The organism is Duganella sp. CY15W (assembly GCF_009857555.1).
GTDB classification, from domain to species: Bacteria; Pseudomonadota; Gammaproteobacteria; order Burkholderiales; family Burkholderiaceae_D; genus Rugamonas; species Rugamonas sacchari.
The window spans coordinates 1,064,857-1,086,505 of record NZ_WWCQ01000003.1; the positions used below are offsets into that span (position 1 = coordinate 1,064,857).

General features: G+C 62.4%; 22 protein-coding genes. 19 read left to right on the forward strand and 3 right to left on the reverse strand.

Features of this window, described 5'->3' with window-relative positions; translation table 11 throughout:
* Positions 1-93: 93 nt before the first annotated feature.
* The 8 genes from flhB (at position 94) to motD (ending at position 8,984) form a co-directional block, all read left to right on the forward strand.
* On the forward strand, positions 94-1,284 hold the full coding sequence (gene flhB / locus GTP58_RS19800) for a flagellar biosynthesis protein FlhB (RefSeq protein ID WP_161078864.1): 1,191 nt from the start codon (positions 94-96) through the stop codon (positions 1,282-1,284).
* Entirely contained in the window at positions 1,281-3,404 is a 2,124-nt protein-coding gene (flhA, locus tag GTP58_RS19805; RefSeq protein WP_072781442.1) for a flagellar biosynthesis protein FlhA, read from the forward strand. Before flhB ends, flhA begins: the two co-directional genes overlap by 4 nt.
* A gap of 49 nt (positions 3,405-3,453) precedes the next feature.
* Positions 3,454-4,383: a transposase gene (locus tag GTP58_RS19810; RefSeq protein WP_161078865.1), complete on the forward strand. Its 930-nt coding sequence runs from the start codon at positions 3,454-3,456 to the stop codon at positions 4,381-4,383.
* A gap of 130 nt (positions 4,384-4,513) precedes the next feature.
* Positions 4,514-5,950 carry a flagellar biosynthesis protein FlhF gene (gene flhF, locus GTP58_RS19815; RefSeq protein ID WP_161078866.1) on the forward strand — a complete coding sequence of 479 codons (1,437 nt, stop codon included), beginning with the start codon at positions 4,514-4,516 and terminating at the stop codon, positions 5,948-5,950.
* Positions 5,943-6,743, forward strand: a complete 801-nt coding sequence (locus tag GTP58_RS19820; RefSeq protein WP_161078867.1) for a MinD/ParA family protein — start codon at positions 5,943-5,945, stop codon at positions 6,741-6,743. Before flhF ends, GTP58_RS19820 begins: the two co-directional genes overlap by 8 nt.
* 18 nt (positions 6,744-6,761) lie before the next feature.
* The gene (locus GTP58_RS19825; RefSeq protein WP_072781435.1) at positions 6,762-7,493 is read left to right on the forward strand and encodes an RNA polymerase sigma factor FliA; all 732 of its coding nucleotides are present in this window, start codon (positions 6,762-6,764) and stop codon (positions 7,491-7,493) included.
* Positions 7,475-8,221, forward strand: coding sequence for a flagellar motor protein (locus GTP58_RS19830; protein WP_072781433.1), 747 nt, complete (start codon positions 7,475-7,477; stop codon positions 8,219-8,221). Before GTP58_RS19825 ends, GTP58_RS19830 begins: the two co-directional genes overlap by 19 nt.
* A gap of 1 nt (position 8,222) precedes the next feature.
* Entirely contained in the window at positions 8,223-8,984 is a 762-nt protein-coding gene (gene motD / locus GTP58_RS19835) for a flagellar motor protein MotD (protein ID WP_072781432.1), read from the forward strand.
* A gap of 57 nt (positions 8,985-9,041) precedes the next feature.
* Here the strand turns inward: motD and GTP58_RS19840 are convergent, their stop codons facing one another.
* The 3 genes from GTP58_RS19840 to flgA all read right to left on the reverse strand — a co-directional run bounded on the left by GTP58_RS19840 (position 9,042) and on the right by flgA (position 10,635).
* A complete protein-coding gene (locus tag GTP58_RS19840; protein ID WP_072781430.1) occupies positions 9,042-9,518 on the reverse strand; it encodes a flagella synthesis protein FlgN in 477 nt (158 codons plus the stop codon).
* Between the two features lie 7 nt (positions 9,519-9,525).
* A complete protein-coding gene (flgM, locus tag GTP58_RS19845; protein ID WP_072781428.1) occupies positions 9,526-9,843 on the reverse strand; it encodes a flagellar biosynthesis anti-sigma factor FlgM in 318 nt (105 codons plus the stop codon).
* Positions 9,844-9,939: 96 nt separating this feature from the next.
* Positions 9,940-10,635, reverse strand: coding sequence for a flagellar basal body P-ring formation chaperone FlgA (gene flgA / locus GTP58_RS19850; protein WP_161078868.1), 696 nt, complete (start codon positions 10,633-10,635; stop codon positions 9,940-9,942).
* A gap of 154 nt (positions 10,636-10,789) precedes the next feature.
* Between flgA and flgB the strand changes: the two genes are divergently transcribed.
* From flgB to flgL, 11 genes are all read left to right on the forward strand, one after another.
* Positions 10,790-11,218, forward strand: coding sequence for a flagellar basal body rod protein FlgB (gene flgB, locus GTP58_RS19855; RefSeq protein WP_161078869.1), 429 nt, complete (start codon positions 10,790-10,792; stop codon positions 11,216-11,218).
* Positions 11,219-11,220: 2 nt separating this feature from the next.
* The gene (gene flgC, locus GTP58_RS19860; RefSeq protein ID WP_161078870.1) at positions 11,221-11,631 is read left to right on the forward strand and encodes a flagellar basal body rod protein FlgC; all 411 of its coding nucleotides are present in this window, start codon (positions 11,221-11,223) and stop codon (positions 11,629-11,631) included.
* A 19-nt stretch (positions 11,632-11,650) separates the two neighbouring features.
* Entirely contained in the window at positions 11,651-12,370 is a 720-nt protein-coding gene (locus tag GTP58_RS19865) for a flagellar hook assembly protein FlgD (protein WP_072781417.1), read from the forward strand.
* Positions 12,371-12,396: 26 nt separating this feature from the next.
* A complete protein-coding gene (locus GTP58_RS19870) occupies positions 12,397-13,956 on the forward strand; it encodes a flagellar hook protein FlgE (RefSeq protein WP_161078871.1) in 1,560 nt (519 codons plus the stop codon).
* 11 nt (positions 13,957-13,967) lie between these two features.
* A complete protein-coding gene (gene flgF / locus GTP58_RS19875) occupies positions 13,968-14,708 on the forward strand; it encodes a flagellar basal-body rod protein FlgF (RefSeq protein WP_161078872.1) in 741 nt (246 codons plus the stop codon).
* A 72-nt stretch (positions 14,709-14,780) separates the two neighbouring features.
* A complete protein-coding gene (gene flgG / locus GTP58_RS19880) occupies positions 14,781-15,572 on the forward strand; it encodes a flagellar basal-body rod protein FlgG (RefSeq protein WP_072781411.1) in 792 nt (263 codons plus the stop codon).
* 10 nt (positions 15,573-15,582) lie between these two features.
* On the forward strand, positions 15,583-16,236 hold the full coding sequence (locus GTP58_RS19885) for a flagellar basal body L-ring protein FlgH (protein ID WP_161078873.1): 654 nt from the start codon (positions 15,583-15,585) through the stop codon (positions 16,234-16,236).
* Positions 16,237-16,241: 5 nt separating this feature from the next.
* Positions 16,242-17,360: a flagellar basal body P-ring protein FlgI gene (locus GTP58_RS19890; RefSeq protein ID WP_072781407.1), complete on the forward strand. Its 1,119-nt coding sequence runs from the start codon at positions 16,242-16,244 to the stop codon at positions 17,358-17,360.
* Positions 17,361-17,376: 16 nt separating this feature from the next.
* On the forward strand, positions 17,377-18,354 hold the full coding sequence (flgJ, locus tag GTP58_RS19895) for a flagellar assembly peptidoglycan hydrolase FlgJ (protein ID WP_161078874.1): 978 nt from the start codon (positions 17,377-17,379) through the stop codon (positions 18,352-18,354).
* A 52-nt stretch (positions 18,355-18,406) separates the two neighbouring features.
* Positions 18,407-20,365, forward strand: a complete 1,959-nt coding sequence (flgK, locus tag GTP58_RS19900) for a flagellar hook-associated protein FlgK (RefSeq protein ID WP_161078875.1) — start codon at positions 18,407-18,409, stop codon at positions 20,363-20,365.
* A gap of 17 nt (positions 20,366-20,382) precedes the next feature.
* Entirely contained in the window at positions 20,383-21,645 is a 1,263-nt protein-coding gene (flgL, locus tag GTP58_RS19905) for a flagellar hook-associated protein FlgL (protein WP_072781402.1), read from the forward strand.
* Positions 21,646-21,649 lie beyond the last annotated feature (4 nt).

Genomic DNA, 21,649 nt, shown 5'->3' on the forward strand with positions numbered 1-21,649 from the left:
GCGGTGAAAACCCGCCGTATTCCACCGATGATCTGTTGCCGCTGCGCCCGATAATGGCACTGTTGAAGTTTAACCACGCAGCAGGCAGACCCCATGGCAGAAGATAGCGACGCCGAAAAGACCGAACCCGCGTCAGCGAAGCGCCTCGAGCAGGCGCGAGAAGAAGGCGACGTTCCCCGATCGCGGGAAGTCGCGACGTTTACCGTGCTGATGGCGGCTGGCGCCGGTCTGTGGATGACCAGCGATGGCTTGATACGCCAGTTGCAGACTGTGCTGGTGTCCGGGCTCAAGCTCGACCAGGAGCAAATCTTCAATGCCGACGTGCTGTTCCACCGCATCGCCGTCGATGTGGTGCAGGTGCTGATCGCCTGCCTGCCGCTGGGCGTGGCGGTCATGGTGGTCGCGCTGGCCTCGCCGATGCTGGTCGGCGGCTGGCTGTTCAGCGCCAAGGCGTTTACCCCCAATTTCAACAAGCTCAATCCCATCAGCGGTATCAGCAATATGATTTCGACCAATGCGCTGGTCGAGCTGCTCAAGGCGCTGCTGAAAACCATCGTGGTCGGCTTTGTGGCCTGGCTGGTGGTGCTCAAGTACAAGGACGCCGTGATTGGCCTGTCGCTCGAACCGCTCAAGCTGGGCATCGGCCACACGCTGAACATGCTGGCGGCCGCGTTCATGTTCATCGTTGGCGCGCTGGGCCTGATTGCGGCCATCGACGGTCCGTACCAGATGTGGCACTACGCCAACAAGCTGAAGATGACGCGCCAGGAGCTGATCCAGGAATCCAAGGAATCGGACGGCAATCCTCAGATCAAGGGCAAGATCCGCCAGCTGCAGCGCGAGATGGCCAAGCGCCGCATGATGGCCGACGTGCCGACCGCCGACGTGGTGGTCACCAACCCGACCCACTACGCGGTGGCGCTGAAGTACAACGACAATATGCGCGGCGCACCGAAAGTGGTGGCCAAGGGGACCGACGAAGTGGCGGCCAAGATCCGCGAAATCGCCAAGGAGCACAAGGTCGCCATGCTGGAAGCGCCGGCGCTGGCGCGTGCGCTGCACAAGCACACCGAGATCGGCGACGAGATTCCGGAACAGCTGTATGCGGCGGTAGCCGAGGTGTTGGCGTATGTGTTCCAGCTGCGCGTGTTCAACCGCGGCGATGGCAACCGTCCTGACGTACCGAAGAAACTCGACGTGCCGCCGACCATGGACCCATTGGATCCGGCCTTCATCCCCAAGCACGGCAAGCAACCAGATTTGAATAACGGAGCATCTGCATGAACGCCCTCAGCAACGTGAAGTTACCGCCATGGCTGCAAGGCCTGGCCTCGTCGCAGAACAAGGCCAGCCTGGCGGCGCCTATCCTGATCGTCATGCTGCTGGCCATGATGATCCTGCCGCTGCCCGCGTTCGTGCTGGATTTGTTCTTCAGCTTTAATATCGCGCTGTCGGTGATCGTGCTGCTGACTTCGCTGTACACGGTGAAGCCGCTGGACTTTATGTCCTTCCCGACGATTCTGCTGGTGTCCACCATGCTGCGCCTGTCGCTGAACGTGGCGTCCACGCGCGTGGTGCTGACCGAAGGCCATACTGGTGCGGATGCGGCCGGTAAAGTGATCGAGGCGTTTGGCCACTTCCTGATCGGCGGTAACTACACCGTCGGTATCGTGGTGTTCGTGATTCTGACCATTATCAACTTCGTGGTCGTGACCAAGGGCGCGGGCCGTATTGCCGAGGTGGGCGCGCGTTTCGCCCTGGATGCCATGCCGGGTAAGCAGATGGCGATTGACGCCGACCTCAACGCCGGCCTGATCGGCGAAGCGGAAGCGAAGAAGCGCCGTAGCGAAGTGTCGATGGAAGCGGAATTCTACGGCGCGATGGACGGTGCCAGCAAGTACGTGCGCGGTGACGCGGTGGCCGGTATTCTGGTGACGGTGATTAACGTGGTGGGTGGCCTGCTGGTCGGCGTGCTGCAGCACGATATGGCGTTTGGCGATGCAACCAAGAACTACACCATGCTGGCGATTGGTGACGGCCTGGTGGCCCAGATCCCGTCGCTGGTGATTTCGATTGCTGCCGGTATCGTGGTGTCGCGCGTGGCCAGCGACCAGGACATCGGTGCGCAGCTGGTGGGCGAGCTGTTTGCCAAGCCGGAAGTGCTGTACATCACGGCCGGCATCATCGGCGGCATGGGGCTGATCCCCGGCATGCCCAACCTGGTGTTTCTGCTGCTGGCCGCCAGCCTCGGCGGTTCGGCCTATCTGATGTCCAAGAAAAAAGTGCAGAAGGTTGCCGCAGAGACGGCCGCAGCGGAAGCGGCGGCGCCGGCAGCGGCGGCCGCCGCCGAACAGGAGGAGGCCAGCTGGCAGGACGTGATGCCAGTCGATACGCTGGGCCTGGAAGTGGGCTATCGCCTGATTCCGCTGGTGGACAAAACCCAGGGCGGCGAACTGCTCAAGCGCATCAAGGGCATCCGCAAGAAATTCGCGCAGGAGGTCGGCTTCCTGGCGCCGCCGGTGCACATCCGCGACAATCTGGAATTGAAGCCATCGGCCTACCGCATCACGCTCAAGGGCGTGGAAGTCGGCACGGGCGAAGCCTACAACGGCCAGTTCCTGGCGATTAATCCGGGCATGGCGACCGGCACCTTGCAGGGCATGGTGACCATCGATCCGGCGTTTGGCCTGCCAGCGGTGTGGATCGACGCCAACCTGCGCGACCAGGCGCAAGGCCTGGGCTATACCGTGGTGGATGCGGGCACGGTGGTGGCGACGCACCTGAATCACCTGATTACCACGCACGCTGCCGAGCTGCTGGGCCGTGGCGAAGTGCAGCAACTGCTGGACCACCTGAGCAAGGAAGCGCCCAAGCTGGTGGAAGACCTGGTGCCCAAGATGGTGTCGATCTCGACCTTGCAGAAGGTCTTGCAGAACCTGCTCATGGAAGGCGTGCACATCCGCGACATGCGCTCGATTATCGAAACCCTGGCCGAACACGCGGTGCACACGCAGGACGCCAACGACCTCACCGCGCTGGTGCGTATCGCGCTGGGCCGGGCGATTGTGCAGCAGCTGTTCCCGGGCGCTGCGGAACTGTCGGTGATGACGCTGGATAACCGTCTGGAGCGCTTGCTGATGCAGGCGCTGCAGGCCAGCGGTCCCGATGGCGCCGGTATCGAGCCGGGCCTGGCGGACACCATCGCACAGCAGGCCCAGCAGGCGGCCGCGCAGCAGGAGGCGCTGGGCCTGACGCCGGTGCTGCTGGTGCCGGGACCTTTGCGTGCCTTGCTGTCGCGCTTCCTGCGCCGTTCCCTGCCGCAGCTGAAGGTGCTGTCGCATGCGGAGATCCCGGAAAGCAAAACCATTCGCGTCACCGCGCTGGTGGGACAGCAACCGGCTTAAGCTTGATCTAGCCATAGTCGTGTCCATGCAGGCGGCCTAGACTGCCTGAATGGACGACGACTATGACACGCCGTGGAAGGAAGTGATCACGCAGCACTTTCCAGACTTCATGGCTTTTTATTTTCCCGACGCGCATGCGGCGATCGACTGGTCGCGGCCGCATGATTTTCTGGATCAGGAACTGGCGGCGCTGTCGCGCGACGCCGTGTATGGCAAGCGTCTGCTGGACAAGCTGGTGCGCGTATTCCTGCGCGGCGGCGTCGAGCAGTGGGTGCTGGTGCATCTGGAGATACAAGCGCAGCATGATGCGGGATTTGCCGAGCGGGTTTTTACGTATCACTATCGCGTGTTTGACCGCTACCGGCGGCCGGTCGCCAGCCTGGCGCTGCTGGCCGATGACAGCCCGCGCTGGCGGCCTTCCTTGTTCGCCTACGATTTGCTGGGCTGCGAAATGAGCCTGGTTTTTCCTATCGTGAAGTTGCAGGATTACGCCAACCGTCTTGCGCAGTTGCTGGAGCACGCCAACCCGTTTGCGCTGGTCACGGCGGCGCATTTGCTCACGCAGAAAACCCGGCAGCAGATGCATCGCCGGCGCCAGCTCAAATGGCGCCTGACCAAGCTACTGTACCAGCGTAACTGGGACAGGCAGCGTATTATCGATTTGTTCCGCGTGATCGACTGGATGATGCATCTGCCGCCAGCGCTGGACGCGCGGCTGCGCAACGGCGTGTTGCAACTGGAGAGGAGAAGGACTATGCCTTACATCACTTCCATTGAGCGTATCGGTATGGAGATGGGCCGCCAGGAAGGCCGGGCTGAGGGGCGTGCTGAAATATTGCTTGAGGTGCTGGCCGCGCGCTTTGGCGGGCTGGCCAATACCGTGCAGGCCCGGGTCGCCGTGGGCAGTGCCGAGCAGTTGTCGGCATGGGCGCGGCGCGCGGCCAGCGCCACCACGCTGGACGAGGTTTTCGGCGACTGAAATACGGCCCATTTCCACCCCTGTTCATCAGATCGTTTCCAGAGTGCATCGTCAATAATGGCACCATAGGAGTTAAGGCGTCTTGCATGGCAAGGCGCGCTGCTCAAAATGGTTCCCTTGAGAGACGGTCATGAACGTTAAAAAATTTACCGCACCGACTTCCCGCGAAGCGCTGCGCAAAGTCCGCGAATCGCTCGGCCCCGATGCCGTCATCCTGTCCAACCGCCAGTCGGATGGCGTGGTTGAAATCCTGGCCCTGGCCAATGATGATGCCGCTTCGCTGGCCATGCCTGCACCGCATTCGCCGATGGCTGAACCGGCACCGTCGCTGGACTTGAGCACGGCGGTACCGTCCGCCCGCATCGAACCACGCTTTGAAGAAGAGTTGCCGCATATGTCGCCGGCCATGGCCGCCAAGCCGGCCAGCCTGCCGCCACAGCCGCAGCGCCGCGTGGTCGCCTCGCATTCCTCGCTGGCCACCAAGGTTGCCGCCGCCGCGCCTGCACCCTCCGCACCAGCCGCACCGCAGCCGAAAGCCGCGCCGGCCATCGACGCCAGCCAGATCGCAGCCATGGTCAGCGCCGCCGTCGCCAGCGCCAAGGAATCGGCCGCCGTGGAAATGAGCGGCATGATGAGTGAAATCCGCGCCATGCGCGGCATGATGGAAACCCAGCTGGCGGAATTGTCCTGGGGCGCCACGCAAGCGCGCGAACCGCACAAGACCGCGGTGCTGCGCTCCATGCTTGCGGCCGGCTTCTCGGCCAGCCTGGCGCGCTACCTGATTGAAAAACTGCCGGCGGGCCGCGATGCCGCCGACAGCCTGCGCTGGATTAAAACCGTCCTCACGCGCAACCTGCAAACCATGGCCAACGAAGATGCGCTGATCGACCAGGGCGGCGTGTTTGCGCTGGTCGGCCCGACCGGCGTCGGCAAGACCACCAGCACCGCCAAGCTGGCCGCACGCTGCGTGATGCGCCACGGCCCGGACAAGCTGGCGCTGATTACCACTGACGCCTACCGGATCGGCGCCCACGAGCAACTGCGCATCTACGGCAAGATCCTGGGCGTGATGGTGCACTCGGTCAAGGACGAAGCCGACCTGCGCATCGCTCTCAAGGAACTGAAAAACAAGCACACCGTGCTGATCGACACGGTCGGCGTCAGCCAGCGCGACCAGATGGTGACCGAGCAGGTTTCCATGCTGCAAGGCGCGGGCGCCAACGTCAAACGCCTGCTGTGCCTGAACGCGACCGCGACCCAGGAAACCCTGAGCGAAGTGGTGCGCGCCTATCAGGGCAGTGGCCTGGCCGGCTGCATCATGACCAAGCTCGACGAAGCGGCCGCTATCGGCAACGTGCTGGACGTGGTGATCCGCCAGAAGCTCAACCTGTTCTACGTCTCCAACGGCCAGCGCGTGCCGGAAGACCTGCACCTGGCCGACCCGGCCTACCTGATCGACCGCGCCTTCAAGCTTAAGCGTGACGTCGTCAACACCCAATATCTGGATGCAGAGCTGCCTCTGCTGATGAGCAACGACCACGGCCTGCGCGAGGTCCACCTTGGCTAACTTCAATTTCGACCAGGCGGAGGGACTCCGCCGCATGCTGGCGGGGCCGCAGCCCCGCATCGTCACCTTCCTGTCGGCCGCGCCGCAGGATGACAAGGGTTCCATGCTGGTCAACCTGGGCGCATCGCTGTCGCGCGCCGGCAATGATGTGCTGATCGTCGATGCCTGCGCCAGCGTGCATGGCGTGGCCTCGCGGCTCGGCGTCGATGGCGGCCACAGCCTGCTCAACGTGGCGCGTCAGGAATGCGGCCTGAACCAGGTGATCCACCAGGTGCCGCAGGGATTTGCCGTGGCGTCCATGACACGCGGCGCAGCGCGCTCCGGCCCGGACGAAACCCGGCGCCTGGCCAAAGCCTTCGATGTGCTGGCCAAACAGACCGGCATGGTGCTGGTCGATGGCGAATTTGACGGCGAAGCGTTTCCTGTGCCCATCATGGCCAGCTCGGACATCGTGGTACAAGTTTCCAATAGCGCTACCTCGATCAAGGCTGCCTACAGTATGATTAAGCGCTTGAACCAGGAACTGGGCCGCCGGCCGTTCGGAATCCTGGTCACGGGTGCTTCCGAAGCCGAAGCCAAGGTGGTTTACGATAATATGGCACAGGCGGCAAGCCGATACCTTGCTGTCAACCTGGTTTCCATGGGGTCCGTGCCTGCGGACGAGTATCTGCAACGTGCTGCGCGCTTGGGGCGCGCGGTGGTAGATGCGTTTCCGCTGGCTGGGGCCTCGGTCGCGTTTCGTCAACTGGCGGGGCGCTTTGCGCTGGGGAGTAGTGGGCAACTCAGCGCTTAATTCATAAAAATTATTCGAATGTACACGGTAAAAGGGAAAGCGGACAAGGATACTTTGCTGACGGAGCACATGCCGTTGGTCAAGCGCCTGGCCCACCACATGAAGGCGAAACTGCCACCCAGCGTCGAAGTCGACGATCTGGTGCAAGCTGGAATGATCGGCCTGCTAGACGCCATCAGCCGTTACGAAGAAACGCACGGCGCGCAATTTGAAACCTATGCGGTGCTGCGCATCCGCGGCGCCATGCTGGATGAATTGCGCAATAGCGACTGGCTGCCGCGCTCGCTGCGGCAAAACATGCGCAAGGTCGAGGCCGCAATGTCCACCTTGCAGCAGCGCCTGGGCCGCCCGCCCAGCGAATCGGAAGTGGCCAAGTCGCTCAAGCTGTCGCTGGCCGACTACCAGGAAATGCTGGGCGATGGTGGCGGCCACCAGCTGGTTTACTACGAGGATTTTCACGACGACGACGGCAACGACAGCTTCCTCGACCGTTATGCGTCGGATGACGAGGCCGATCCGCTGCGGTCACTGCTGGACGGCGACTTCCGTCAGGCCGTGATCGATGCCATCGATGCGCTGCCCGACCGGGAACGCATGCTGATGGGCCTGTATTACGAAGAGGAGCTTAACTTGAAAGAAATCGGCGCCGTCATGGGTGTGTCGGAATCGCGCGTATCGCAATTGCATACGCAAGCCGTGGCGCGCCTGCGTGCCTCACTCCGGGAGCGGTCTTGGACTGGGCCAGCGTAGCCGGGGTCTTGCTGGCGCTGACCGGCATCATCATCGGCCAGACGCTGGAAGGCGGCAAACTCGCTTCGCTGTTGCAACCGGCGGCGTTTGCCATCGTGGTCATCGGCACGGTGGGCGCGGTGCTGCTGCAAACCCGATTCAAAACCTTTGTGCGCGGCCTGCAGATGCTGCGGCTGGTGTTTACGCCGCCGCCGGACACGCGCGCCGCGCTGGCACGCGACATCAATGCCTGGAATCTGGCGGCGCGCCGCGACGGCCTGCTGTCGCTGGAACGCTACATGCTCGCCTCCAAGGACAAGTTCAACACCAAGGGCCTGCGCCTGATCGTCGACGGCATCGCGCCGGACAAGCTGCGCCAGCTGCTGGACACGGAAATTACCGCCTACGAAACGGAAGAGCGCCAGGCCGTGCGTATCTGGGAGTCGGCGGCCGGCTATTCGCCCACCATCGGCATCCTGGGCGCCGTGCTCGGGCTGGTGCACGTGATGGAAAACCTCACCGACCCGAACAAGCTGGGCGCCGGCATTGCGGTGGCGTTTGTCTCGACGATTTACGGCGTCGGCCTGGCCAACCTGCTGTTCTATCCCATTGCCAACAAGCTCAAGGCGATCGTCACGCAAGCCGTGCACCAGCAGGAGATCGCGGCTGCCGTGTTCTACGACATTGCCACGGGCGACCACACGCGCGTGATCGACGAGCGCATCGCCACGCTGATGCGGGAGCATTGAGATGCAATACCGTCGCGCCCGCAGGAAGTTCGACGATGAACCGGAAAACCACGAACGCTGGCTGATTTCCTATTCCGACTTCATCACGCTGCTGTTTGCGTTCTTTGTGGTGATGTACGCGATTTCCGCAGTCAACATCGGCAAGTACAAGATTTTTTCGGATGCGCTGGGCGATGCGTTTGGCGGCAAGGGCGCGGCGCAGCCGACCAATACCGAAGTGCCCAACCTGCCGATTCCCAATCCCGCCCTCAAGCGCCGCAATGAATTGCTGCGCAAGGAAAAGGAGCAGATGACCAAGCTGGCGCAGGACCTGTTGTCCACCATGGCGCCGCTGGTCAAGGAGGGCAAGGTGCGGGTGACGCAGAACAGCCGTGGCGTCAGTGTCGAAATCAATGCCTCGGTGCTGTTTGATCCGGGCGATGCGCGCCTGATGCCGGAATCGGTGGAGGCGCTGCGCGCCGTCGCCGCGCTGCTCAAGATCGACAGCCATAAGGTGCAGGTGGAAGGCCATACGGACAATCAGCCGATCGCCAATACCCGTTTCCCGTCCAACTGGGAACTGTCGGCCGTGCGGGCCAGCAGTGTGGTGCGCCTGTTCATCGATGCCGGGGTGGCGCCGGAACGGCTGACCGCCGTGGGCTTCAGTGCCAATGAGCCGGTGGCCGCCAACGACACGCCCGTTAACCGGGCGCGCAACCGCCGCGTGGCAGTGACCATCCTCTCGGGCCTCCCCGACCCGGCTACCGAACTGCCCACCCAATAAAGCAAAGGGTCGGACCCCGTGCGGGGTCAGACCCTGCTATGCGACGTGCGGGGGAAATCAGCCGGCCAGGAAGCCGCGGCTGCGCGGCACAGCCGTGGAAATACCGCCTGGGCCATAGAAGCTGTTCGGGGTTTGGCCTTGCGGACGCAGCGCCTGCAGCGCGCTCTGCGCATGCCCCATCTGCTTGTTAATCAGCATGCCGTTGACGCGGTTGAGTTCCTTGGCTTCACGCGTGTGCTGCAACAGTGCTGTCCACAGCGTGGCGGACTCTGGCTGCGCGTCGCCGCTGGCGGCAATCCACGCGTCCATACCGGCTTCTTCGGCAGGAAAGCCGCATTTGCCCAGCGAGCGGTGACGTTGCGCCGACAACAAGGTCATCTGCGTGACCAGCGCGGTCTTGCGGGTGGTGACGGCCGACAGGCCATCAATTTCCGCCGTCACCAGCAGTTGCTGTTCCTGGCGCAGCACATCCAGCAGGGTGGACATGATGTGGGCTTCTTCGCGCAGGCTGTTCAGCGGGGTGACGGTGGTCATGATTATCCTATCGTTTTCTTGAGTGCAGCAGATCCTTGACGGTATCCAGCAAGCCATCCGCTACTTTTTCCGAGTTGACCTGGAACTGGCCATCGGCAATTGCCAATTTGATGCGTTCGACTTTTTTGGTGTCAAACACGGCATTGGCGCCGCTGGCAGAACTGGCCGCCATGGCCTGGCCTTGCGGCGACAGGCGTACATTGTCCGACGCGATATTGGCCGGTGCTGCTTCGGCTGCCTTGTCTGCGCCGCGCGCGGTGGAACCGGTCGCTGCAGGCGTGGATGGCAAGCCGGGCGTGCTCTTGAGTGTGTCGTTAATTTTCACAGCATTTCCTTCTCAGCTAGGAGTACGAAACTCCGGGATCTGAGTCGGTAACGGCGGCTAGTCCGGAAACTTTAGCTGGAACCAGGCGCCTGTTGCTCAAAATGCTACCTCGACCAGTCCGCCACTCTTGGCGATGCCGGTAATCTGCTGGCCGTTGCCGGTTTTCACCTGCACGACCTGGCCGTCACCGGCCGTGCTCATGGCGCGGCCTTCGGCCGAGACACTGAAACCATTGCCGCTGGACACTAACCGTACCAGCTGGCCGGATTGCACTACCGGCTTGCTGCGCAGCGTATCCAGACGCAGCGGCGTGCCGGGCGGCAGCGACACCATGGCGCTACGGCCCACCACCTGGCTGGCATCGGTGGCTATCCCCGGCGGCAACATTGTCAAATCACCCTTGAGGGTGGTGAGCTGGTTGGCGTCGATGGGCTGGCCTTGCACCAGCGGCGCGGCAGCGGCGAGGTATTCGCCCACCACCGTTACGTTGGCTTGAATATAGACCGTCCACGTGGAAGGTGTCGCACAGCGCACGCCCACCGTGGTTTTGCCCCAGGCGCGCGCGCCTGGCATAAAGAAAGCTTGTGGATCGGGGCAGGCGGCCAGGCTCATGCGTGGGTCGATGGCGCCCACGGTGACCGTGACTTCGCCCGGCAGGCCGCCAGCCTGCACCTGCAGGAACTGCTCGACGGTGCGCTTGATGACGGCCACATCCTGGCGTCCCGCCTGGGCGGCGGCGCCGGTGCTGAACGTGGCGGCCAGCAGTGCGGTAACAAGTAAGCGTGATTTCATGGCGTCGGTTTCCCCTTCAATATTGCCATCATAGTCGGGCGGACTAAACTCGAAGCGTGGAATAAGCCCCAAAACCGGGTGCTTATCGTTTGATGGTTGCGCCGGGCAACTCCGTATCATCGACTCTGTCATCAATGTGGAAGGGGAGCGCATCATGCTCGGCAGCAAGTTAGACGATTACCTGCGGTTCAACGAGACCTCGCTGAGTCTGCGCTCGCAGCGTCAGACCGTGCTCGCTTCCAATATGGCCAATGCGGACACGCCCAACTACAAGGCGCGCGATATCGACTTCAGCAGCGCGATGCAGGCCGCGCTGGACAAAGCCAATCCCGACGCCCAGCAAACGCTGCGCACCACCGCCAGCAAGCATTACCCCAACCCCCAGCAAGACGCCGGTACGCTGGCCGATGGCACGCCGCTGCTGTACCGCGGCGTGGTCCAGGGCGCGGTGGACGGCAACACGGTGGACATGGATGTGGAACGCAACCAGTTCGCCGATAACGCCATCCGCTATGAAGCCGGCATTACCGCCATCAACGCCCAGATCAAGTCGATGATGGCGGCGATCCAGTCAGGGAGCTAATCATGTCGCTGTTTAATATTTTCAATGTTTCCGGTTCGGCCATGAGCGCGCAGGCGCAGCGCCTGAACGTGGTGGCCTCCAACCTGGCCAATGGCGACAGCGCCACCAGCGCCAGCGGCGAAGCCTACCGCGCGCGCCAGGTGGTATTTGAGGCGCAGACGCCTACCGATGGCGGCACCGCCACCGGCGTGCGCGTCAAGCAGGTGGTGGAAGACCAGTCGCCGATGAAGATGATGTATGACCCCAAGCATCCTGCCGCCGACGAGAACGGCTACGTCACCATGCCCAACGTGAATGTGGTGGATGAGATGGTCAATATGCTGTCGGCCTCGCGTTCCTACCAGACCAACGTGGAAACCATGAACGCAGCCAAGACGCTGCTGTTGAAAACCCTGACCATCGGTCAATCCTAATTAAAAGCAAGAGGTCATCATGGCTATTACCGGCGGCATTATCGATACGCCCAAGGCGGCAACCACCAACAGCACCACCAGCACGTCCAGCAGCACCAGTTCGACCAGCACCAACAGCGTGCAGGCGGACCAGGACAAGTTCATGAAGCTGCTGGTGACCCAGCTGCAAAACCAGGACCCGCTGAATCCGATGGACAACGCGGCCATGACCAGCCAGCTGGCCCAGCTGTCGACCGTGACCGGCATCAACAAGGTCAACGCCACGCTGGATTCGCTGCGCACCGACATGGCCAGCGCCAACTCGCAAAGCGCGATCAACCTGATCGGCAAGGGCGTGCTGGTGGCGGGCAAGGGCATCGACCTGTCGACCTCGACCGACGCGGCCGGCAAGACCACCAGCACCAGCGTGTTTGGCATCGACCTGGCCACTGCGGCGGCCAATGTCAGCATCGCGATCCAGGACAGCACCGGCAAGACCGTGCGCACCATGAGCCTGGCCAATGCGGACATCGGCACCTATCCGATCACCTGGGATGGTCTGATGGACGACAAGACCACCACGGCGCCAGCCGGCAAGTACACCTTTACTGTCACCGCCCAGAACGGCAGCACCACGCTGACCGATGCCACGCCATTGCAGCTGGCGGCCGTGGCCAGCGTATCGACCGGCAGCGGCGGTGTCAAATTGAATACGTCACTCGGCCATTTCAGCATGAGCGATGTGAAAGAAGTTTTGTAAGCAGTCATTACCAATAGGGGAATACCATGTTCCAACAAGGACTGAGCGGCTTGAATGCTGCATCCAAATCGCTGGACGTCATTGGCAATAACATTGCCAATGCCAGCACGGTGGGCTTCAAAGCGTCGCAAGCGCAGTTTGCCGACCTGTATGCCAATTCGCTCAACGGCGTGTCCGGCAACAACCCGGGTATCGGTGTGACGGTTTCCAAGCTGGCGCAGCAGTTCAGCCAAGGGAATATCGAAACCTCCGCCAATCCGCTGGACGTGGCGATCAATGGTGGCGGCTTCTTCCGTGAAGTGGTGAATGGCGCGGTGCAGTACTCGCGCAACGGCCAGTTCCACGAAGACGCCACCCACACGCTGGTCAACGCCCAGGGCGCGCAGCTGACCGGCTACCTGTCCAACACGGCCGGTGTAATCCAGCTGGGTTCGCCAGTGCCGCTGACCTTGGACAAGTCCGACCTGACGCCGGTGCAAACCACCACGGCCAACTTCCAGATGAACCTGAGTTCGGCGGAAAAGGTGCCTGCCACCGTGCCGTTTGACGCCAACGATCCGACCAGCTACAACAAGCAAACCGTGCTGAACGTGTATGACAGCCTGGGGACCGCGCACATCATGACGACTTACTACGTCAAGACCGATGCCAATACCTGGGACGTGTATGCCGCTGCGGACAACAAGGAAATTGTCTCGGCCAGCGTGGCCGCCGCCGTCAACTCCAACGATGCCGCGAAAACCGCGCGTGCCGCGTACAATGACGCTGTTCGTGCCACGCCTCCCGATCCTGCAGCGATCGCAGCAGCGGCCTTTGCTTACGCCTCTGCTGCGTTTGATGCAATGAACACGGCCGCCAGCACACCGCCAGCGGCAGCGACGCAAGCGCAGCTCGACGCACTGCAGGCTGCCTTTACCGCGCTCGACCCGACCGGCAGCCAATCGATTACTGGCCTGAACCCGGACCAGATCAGCGGCAAGCTGGCCGCCGCCATTACCGTGCCCGCCGTGAAGGCCGGTACGCTGTTGTTCACCACCAGCGGCGCACTGGATCCACAGGCCATGGCGCTGATGCAGCCAACCCCGCAAACCCTGCCATTCCAGATCCAGTTGCCGATTTTCCCAGACACCGGCGCACAACAGCCAATGACTGTGGCCACCACGTTTGACAAGACCACCCAGTACGGCAGCGTGACCAACGACCTGGGCTCGACCCAGAACGGCTACTCGGCCGGTTCCTGGCAGCGTTACTCGATCGATGCCAACGGCATCATCCTGGGCCAGTACAGCAACGGTAAATCGCGCGCCATGGGCCAGATCGCCATGGCCAACTTTGCCAGCGTCGATGGACTGACCCCGCTCGGTAACAATGCGTGGGCGGAAAGTTCGGCATCGGGTCCACCAACCATCGGTGTCCCGAATGCGGGTTCGATGGGCGGCTTGCGTTCGAATGCGGTGGAAAACTCCAACACCGACCTCACAGCCGAACTGGTCAACATGATCACTGCGCAGCGCGTCTACCAGGCCAATGCGCAGACCATCAAGACCGAGGATTCGATCCTGCAAACGCTGGTCAACCTGCGTTAATAAGGTAAGCCATGGACCGTCTCGTCTATACCGCGATGACCGGTGCGCGCCACGTGATGGAGCAGCAAGCCACCGTGTCGAACAACCTGGCCAACGCCACCACCACCGGCTTTCGCGCCCAGCTGGATTCCTTCCGCGCGGTACCGGTGGTGTCGGAGGGCTTGCCCACGCGCGCCTTTGTGGTCGATTCCACGGTCGGCTCGGACTTCCGCGCCGGCCCGATCGAAACCACAGGCCGCGCGCTGGACATCGCCATCCGCGACCAGGGCTGGATCGCGGTGCAATCGGCGGACGGTTCGGAAGCCTACACCCGCAACGGCAGCCTCAAGATCAACGAAAACGGCATCCTGCAAACCACCAGCGGCCAGACCATCGTCGGTGACGGTGGTCCGATCGCGGTGCCGCCGGATACCAAGATCACAATTGCCAGCGATGGCACGGTCAGTGTCATCAACGACAACTATGCGCCCGGCCCCAGCAACACGCTGGGCCGCATCAAGCTGGTCAATCCCGACACCAAGGGCCTGCTGCGCGGCGACGATGGCCTGTTCCGCCAGGCCAGCGGCGCGGTGGCGGACAACGACCCCAATGTGCGCGTGGTCGACGGCGCAGTGGAGGGCAGCAACGTCAATCCGGTGGACTCCATGGTCAACATGATCAGTCTGGCAAGGCAGTTTGAAATGCAAATGAGCCTGATGAAGAACGCCGAGAATAACGCCGCAAAAGCCACCCAGATCATCGCTTTGAGTTGATGACCTCTCCCGCATAATGCTTGCATGGGATGAACTCTATTTGGTGGTTCATCCGGCATTGGGAGAAGCATCATGATACGTTCGTTATGGATTGCCAAGACTGGCATGGAAGCGCAGCAGACGCAGATGGACGTGACGTCCCATAATCTGGCCAACGTCAGCACCAACGGGTTCAAGAAATCGCGCGCTGTCTTTGAAGATCTGCTGTACCAGAATATCCGCCAGCCAGGCGCGCAGTCGTCGCAACAGACCAACCTGCCGTCGGGCATGCAGCTCGGTACCGGTGTCCGCACCGTCGCTGTCGAGCGCATCCACACGCAGGGCAATCCCCAGTCCACCGGCAACGATAAAGACATCATGGTCAACGGCAGCGGTTTCTTTACCGTGCTGCTGCCAGATGGCACCACTGCCTACACGCGCGACGGTTCGTTCCAGCGCGATAACAACGGCCAGATGGTGACGTCGGAGGGCTTTGTGCTGCAACCGGCCATCACCATTCCGATCACCGCGCAATCGATTACGGTGGCGCGCGACGGTACCGTGTCGGTGAATATTGCCAATGCCAACGGCGCGACCAGCACCCAGCAGCTCGGCAGCCTGCAACTGGCCACCTTCATCAATCCGACCGGCCTGGAATCCAAGGGCGAGAACCTGTACGTGGAAACCACGGCCTCGGGCGCGCCGCAGCAAAACACGCCGGGCACCAATGGCACCGGCACCATCCTGCAGGGCTATGTGGAAACCTCCAACGTCAACGTGGTGGAGGAGATGGTCAATATGATCCAGACCCAGCGCGCCTACGAGATCAATTCCAAGGCCATCACCACCTCCGACCAGATGCTGCAAAAACTGTCGCAGATGTAAGGACACGATCATGAAACACGCCATCCCACTTCTTGCCGCCGTGCTGCTGAGCGCTTGCGCCGCCACGCCCACCTCCATCGTCAGCACGCCGATGACCGCGCGGCCGCTGACGACCGAGCAGATGCAGGCCGCGCCCAACAACGGCGGGATCTACCAGGCGGCCGCGTTCCGTCCGGTGTTCGAAGACCGCCGTGCGCGCCATGTGGGCGATATCCTGACCTTGGTGATTACCGAGCGCACCTCGGCCAACAAGAGCGGCACGGCGTCGGGCAACAAGTCCGGCAGCGTGAGCGCCAGCGTGCCGGGCAAGCTGCAGAGCACCTTTGGTAATCCGTTGTCGGCCAGCACCAAGAACAGCTACACCGATGGCGACAACCAGACCGCCAGCAATGCGTTCACCGGCACCATGGGCATCACGGTGGTGGAAGTACTGAGCAACGGCAACCTGATCGTGGCCGGCGAAAAACAGATCGGCATGAACAAAGGCACCGAGTACATCCGCTTCTCCGGCATGATTAATCCGGACAGCATTGCCACTGGCAACACGGTGCAATCGACGGCCGTGGCGGACGCCCGCGTGGAATACCGTACGGCCAACCATATCGACCGCGCCGAGCTGTCCTCGATGGCGTCGCGCTTCTTCCAAAGCCTGCTGCCATTCTGACGATCATGAAAACTCCACTCAAAGCCGCATTGCTGGTGTGCCTGTCGCTGCTGGCGCCGCTGAGCCACGCCGAGCGCATCAAGGATCTGGCCAGTATTGCTGGCGTGCGTAACAACCAATTGCTGGGCTATGGCCTGGTGGTGGGCCTGGATGGCTCGGGCGACCAGACCACGCAAACCCCGTTCACCGTGCAGAGCGTGATCTCGATGCTGCAACAGCTGGGCGTCAATCTGCCGCAGGGCGGTTCGCAACTGCAACTGAAGAACGTGGCCGCCGTGATGGTGACGGCCACGCTACCGCCATTTGCGCAGCCAGGCCAGCAGCTGGACATCACCGTATCGTCGATGGGTAACGCCAAGAGCCTGCGCGGCGGCACGCTGCTCATGACGCCGCTGAAGGGCGCGGACGGCCAGGTGTACGGCATGGCGCAAGGCAATGTGCTGGTGGGCGGTGTCGGCGTACAGGCCGGCGGCGGTGGCGGCGGCAGCTCGCTGACCGTCAACCACCTGAGCGTGGGCAAGATCTCCGGCGGCGCTACCGTGGAGCGCGCGGTGGCCACCAACCTGGGCGAGGGCAATATGATCAAGCTCGAGCTCAACAATGCCGACTTCGCGACGGCCAGCCGCGTGGTGGAAGCGATTAACGACAAATACGGCGCCGGCATTGCCTACGCGCTGGACAGCCGCGTGATCCGCGTGCAGGCGCCGAGCAGCAGCGACCAGCGCGTGAGCTTCATCGGCACGCTGCAAGACATGAATATCAATCCTGCCGAGCAGCCTGCCAAGGTCATCATGAACGCGCGCACCGGCTCGGTGGTGATGAACCGCGCGGTCACGCTGGATACGTGCGCCATCTCGCACGGCAATCTGTCAGTATCGGTCAACAGCGACACCCAGGTCAGCCAGCCTAACCCGCTGTCGGGCGGCCGCACCGTGGTCACGCAGAATCCGCAAGTGGCCATCAAACAGGATGGCGGCAAGGTCATGATGGTGAAGGGCGGCGCCTCGCTGGCCGAGGTGGTCAAGGCGCTCAACGCCATTGGCGCCACGCCGCAGGACCTGCTGTCAATTTTGCAGGCCATGAAGGCCGCCGGTTCGCTGCGCGCCGAACTGGAAATCATCTAAGAAGCAAGGTGATCTCATGACCAGCCCAACAGCCAATACCAAGAATCTGAGCAGCAAGTTCTCGCTGGACGTGCGGGATATGGGCAGCCTCAAGCAGTCTGCCCGTGCCGGCAGCCCGGACGCGCTGAAGACCGCCTCGACGCAATTTGAAGCCATGTTCGTCAACATGATGTTGAAGAGCATGCGCGAAGCCACGCCGCAGGACGGCATGATGGACAGCCAGCAGAGCAAGATGTTCACCACCATGCTGGACCAGCAGACCAGCCAGAACATTGCCAAGAAGGGCATCGGCCTGGCCGATATGCTGGTGCGCCAATTGTCGAGCAAAGCCAATGCGCAGGCGCAGGCATTGGCCATCGGTGGCGAGCCGGGCGATGCCAACAGCGGCGCCAACGCCGGCAGCTTCAGCGGCATGGCCAGCCTCATGGACGCCAAGCTGCAGCGCGCAATTGCTGCTGCGGGTGGCAACCAGAGCACCACCGCAAGCACCACCACCGTTACCACCTCCGACAGCACCAACAAGGGTTCGCAAGCGCCGCATGTGCGCAGCTTCCAGGAAAAACTGTCGGCGCACGCGGAAGAAGCCAGCAAGGCCACCGGCATTCCAGCCAAGTTTATGCTGGGCCAGGCGGCGCTGGAGTCGGGCTGGGGCAAGCGCGAGATCAAGGGCCGCGACGGCACCAACAGCAACAACCTGTTCGGCATCAAGGCCACGCCTGACTGGAAAGGCAAGGTGGTTGAAGCCACCACCACCGAATACGTCAACGGCAAGGCGCACAGCAGGGTGGAGCGCTTCCGCGCCTACGACAGCTATGCCGACAGTTTCAAGGACTATGCCAAATTGCTGGCAAGTAATCCACGTTACGAGAAAGTATTGGCCAGTGCGGGCGACGCCACCAGTTTTGCCAAGGGCTTGCAGCAAGCCGGCTACGCTACCGATCCCAACTATGCGACCAAGCTGGCCAGCATCATCAAGCGTTCGCTGGCCGGGTAATAAAGTTTTGGCACGGTTTGCCGTTACCCATCACAGATAGAGTAAAAATATTATGTCCAGTCTTCTCAGCATCGGTAAAAGCGGTTTGTTGGCAGCCCAGGTCGGCCTTTCGACCACCGGCAACAACATCACCAACGCCAACACGCCCGGCTACAACCGTCAGGTGGCGATTCAGGGCGACACCGGCACCCAGTACCAGGGCTTCGGCTACGTCGGCACGGGTACCGAGGTGGAGGCTGTGCGCCGCTTCTACGACAACTTCCTGGCCACCTCGCTGCGCAATGCCGAAGCCAACCAGGCTTCGCTGGATGCGTACAGCGCGCAGATCGGCCAGATCGACAACCTGCTGGCCGACCCGACCGCCGGCCTGTCGCCGGCGCTGCAGGACTTCTTCAATGGTGTGCAGAACGCGACGGCCAGCCCGGCCTCGTCCGCTGCGCGCCAGTCGCTGCTGTCGAATGCGGAGTCGCTGGCATCCCGCTTCCAGGGCATGAGCGCGCGGCTCAACGAAGTGGCCGCGGGCGTCAACAACCAGATGGTGTCCAACGTCGGCGAGATCAACGCTTATGCCAAGAAGCTGGCCGACATCAACAACACCATTGCCGGCCTGACCACCAGTACGGCCGAGCCGAATGACTTGCTGGACAAGCGCGACCAGATGCTGACCGAGCTGAACAAGCTGGTCAAGGTGACGGTCACGCCCGGTGACAACAATATGCTCAACGTCCAGTTCGGCACGGGCCAGCCGCTAGTGGTGGGCAACAAGCCTTTCCAGCTGGGCACGTCCACCTCGCCCACCGATGCCAGCCGCATCACGATTGGCTACGCCACCGATTCGGGCGCCTTCACCGAGCTGCCGGATACCGTGTTCACCGGCGGCCAGCTGGGCGGCCTGATCGAGTTCCGCGACGGCGCCATGGACCGCGCGCAGAATTCGCTGGGCCAGGTGGCGGCCGGCCTGGCCACCGCCTTCAATGCCCAGCACGTGCTGGGCCAGGACCAGAATGGCGCGCTGGGCACCAACTTCTTCAATCCGATCAACGCTTATGTCGGCACCAACACGCGCAATTCGCCGCTGAGCACGGCGCAAGTGACGGCCGTGGTGACCGATGCCGGCGGATTGACCGCCAGCGACTACAGCGTGGATTACGACGGCACCAACTTCAACGTCACGCGCAAGAGCGACGGCAAGATCACGCAGATCAATCCGTTTCCGCAGACCACGCCGCAGGTGATTGACGGCGTGTCGTACTCGATTACGGGCACGCCGCAACCCAAGGACAACTTCCTGGTACGGCCGACCTACAACGCCGCCAAGGACATCACGGTGGCTATCAAGGACCGCGACAAGATTGCGCTGGCCGCGCCGATCGCGACAGCGGCGCCGACCACCAATGTGGGCAATGGCAAGATCAGTGCCGGCAGCGTGGACAAGAATTACCTGACGCCAGGCAACGCAGTGACCGCGCCGATCACGCTGACCTACGACAAGGCCAGCGGCAGCTTCTCGGGCTTCCCGCCGAACCAGGATGTGACGGTGACGGTGAATGGCACGGCGACCGTGTATCCGGTCGGCACGCCGGTGCCGTACACCGATGGCGCCAACATCAGCTTTGGCGGCGTCAACTTTGCCATCAGTGGTACGCCGGCGGACCTTGATACTTTCACGGTCGGCCCCAATACCAGTGGTGTCGGCGACAGCCGCAATGGCGCCCTGCTGGGCGCGCTGCAAACCAAAAACATCCTGGACAACGGCGCTGCCACGTTCCAGACCACGTACGCCCAGATGGTCAACTATGTGGGCACCAAGGCGCGCGAGGCGCAGATCAGCGGCACCGCCGCCGATGCTGCCGTCACGCAGGCCACCAAGGCGCAACAGGAAGTATCGGGTGTCAATCTGGACGAGGAGGCGGCCAACCTGTTGCGCTATCAGCAAGCGTACCAGGCCAGCGGCAAGGTGATGCAGGTGGCCAGCCAGTTATTTGATACAGTGCTCAGCATTGGCCGTTAAACAGATAGGGTAGCATCATGGTATCGCGCATCAGCACCAGAACGATTTATGACCTCGGCTCGTCGCAGATTACATCGCTGCAGACGGCCCTGGCGCGCACGCAGCAACAGCTGTCGACCGGCCGCAAGAACCTGACTGCGGCCGACGATCCGATCGCCACCGCGCGCGCGCTGGAAGTGACGCAGTCGCAGTCGCTCAATACCCAGCTGGCGACCAACCGCTCCAACGCCAAGGGCGTGCTGTCGGCGGAAACCGTGGCGCTGTCCAGCACCACGGCCATCCTGCAGGACATCAAGGACCTCGCGGTCAAGGCTGGCAACCCGTCCTATTCACCGTCCGATCTGGAGTCGGTGGCAACCGAACTGGAAGGCCGCCTGGCCGACCTGATGGGGCAGGCCAATACCTCGGACGGCCTGGGCGGCTATGTGTTTGCCGGCTACCGCTCCACCACCTTGCCGTTCACCAAAACCGCGGGCGGCGCCGCTTACCAGGGCGACCAGGGCCAGCGCGAGCTGCAGGTGGGATCGACGCGTTCGATTCCGATTACCGACTCCGGCGCCTCGGTGTTTGAAAACAACGCCACCGGCAACGGCACTTTCGTGACCACGCCGGACCCCGCCAATTTCACGCGCGGCGGCACCGGCATCATCAGCGCGGGTTCGGTCAAGGACACGACCCAGCTGACCGGCCACAAATACCAGATCGACTTCCAGGTCGTGCCTGCGTCGCCTGGCATCCCCAAGCAGACCACCTATACCGTCACCGATCTGACCCTGAACCAGCCGGTGCCGGCGACGCCGGTGCCAGCCGTGCCGCAAGCCTATGTCAGCGGCCAGAACATTACCTTTGATGGCGTCCAGTTCGACGTCAAGGGCGATCCGGCCGATGGCGACAACTTCTCGGTACAGCCGTCGACCAAGCAATCGGTGTTCTCGACCGTGCAAGACTTCATCAACGCCTTGCGCGCGCCGGCGACCGGCAATGCCGGCAATGCCAGCCTCAACAACAAGCTCAACCAGCTGCAGGTGAATATCGACAACGCGGCCGACAATGTGCTGTCGGTGCAGGCGGCGGTGGGGGCGCGCCTCAAAGAGGTGGATTACCTCGACAGCTCCGGCGACGACCTCGGCCTGCAATACGCCACCACGCTGTCGAATCTGCAGGAGCTTGATTACACGGCCGCCATCTCGCTGTTCACGCAGCAGCAGACCACGCTGACGGCGGCGCAGAAGTCCTTCACCACCATGTCCGGCTTATCGCTGTTCAATTACATCAGCTGATTTT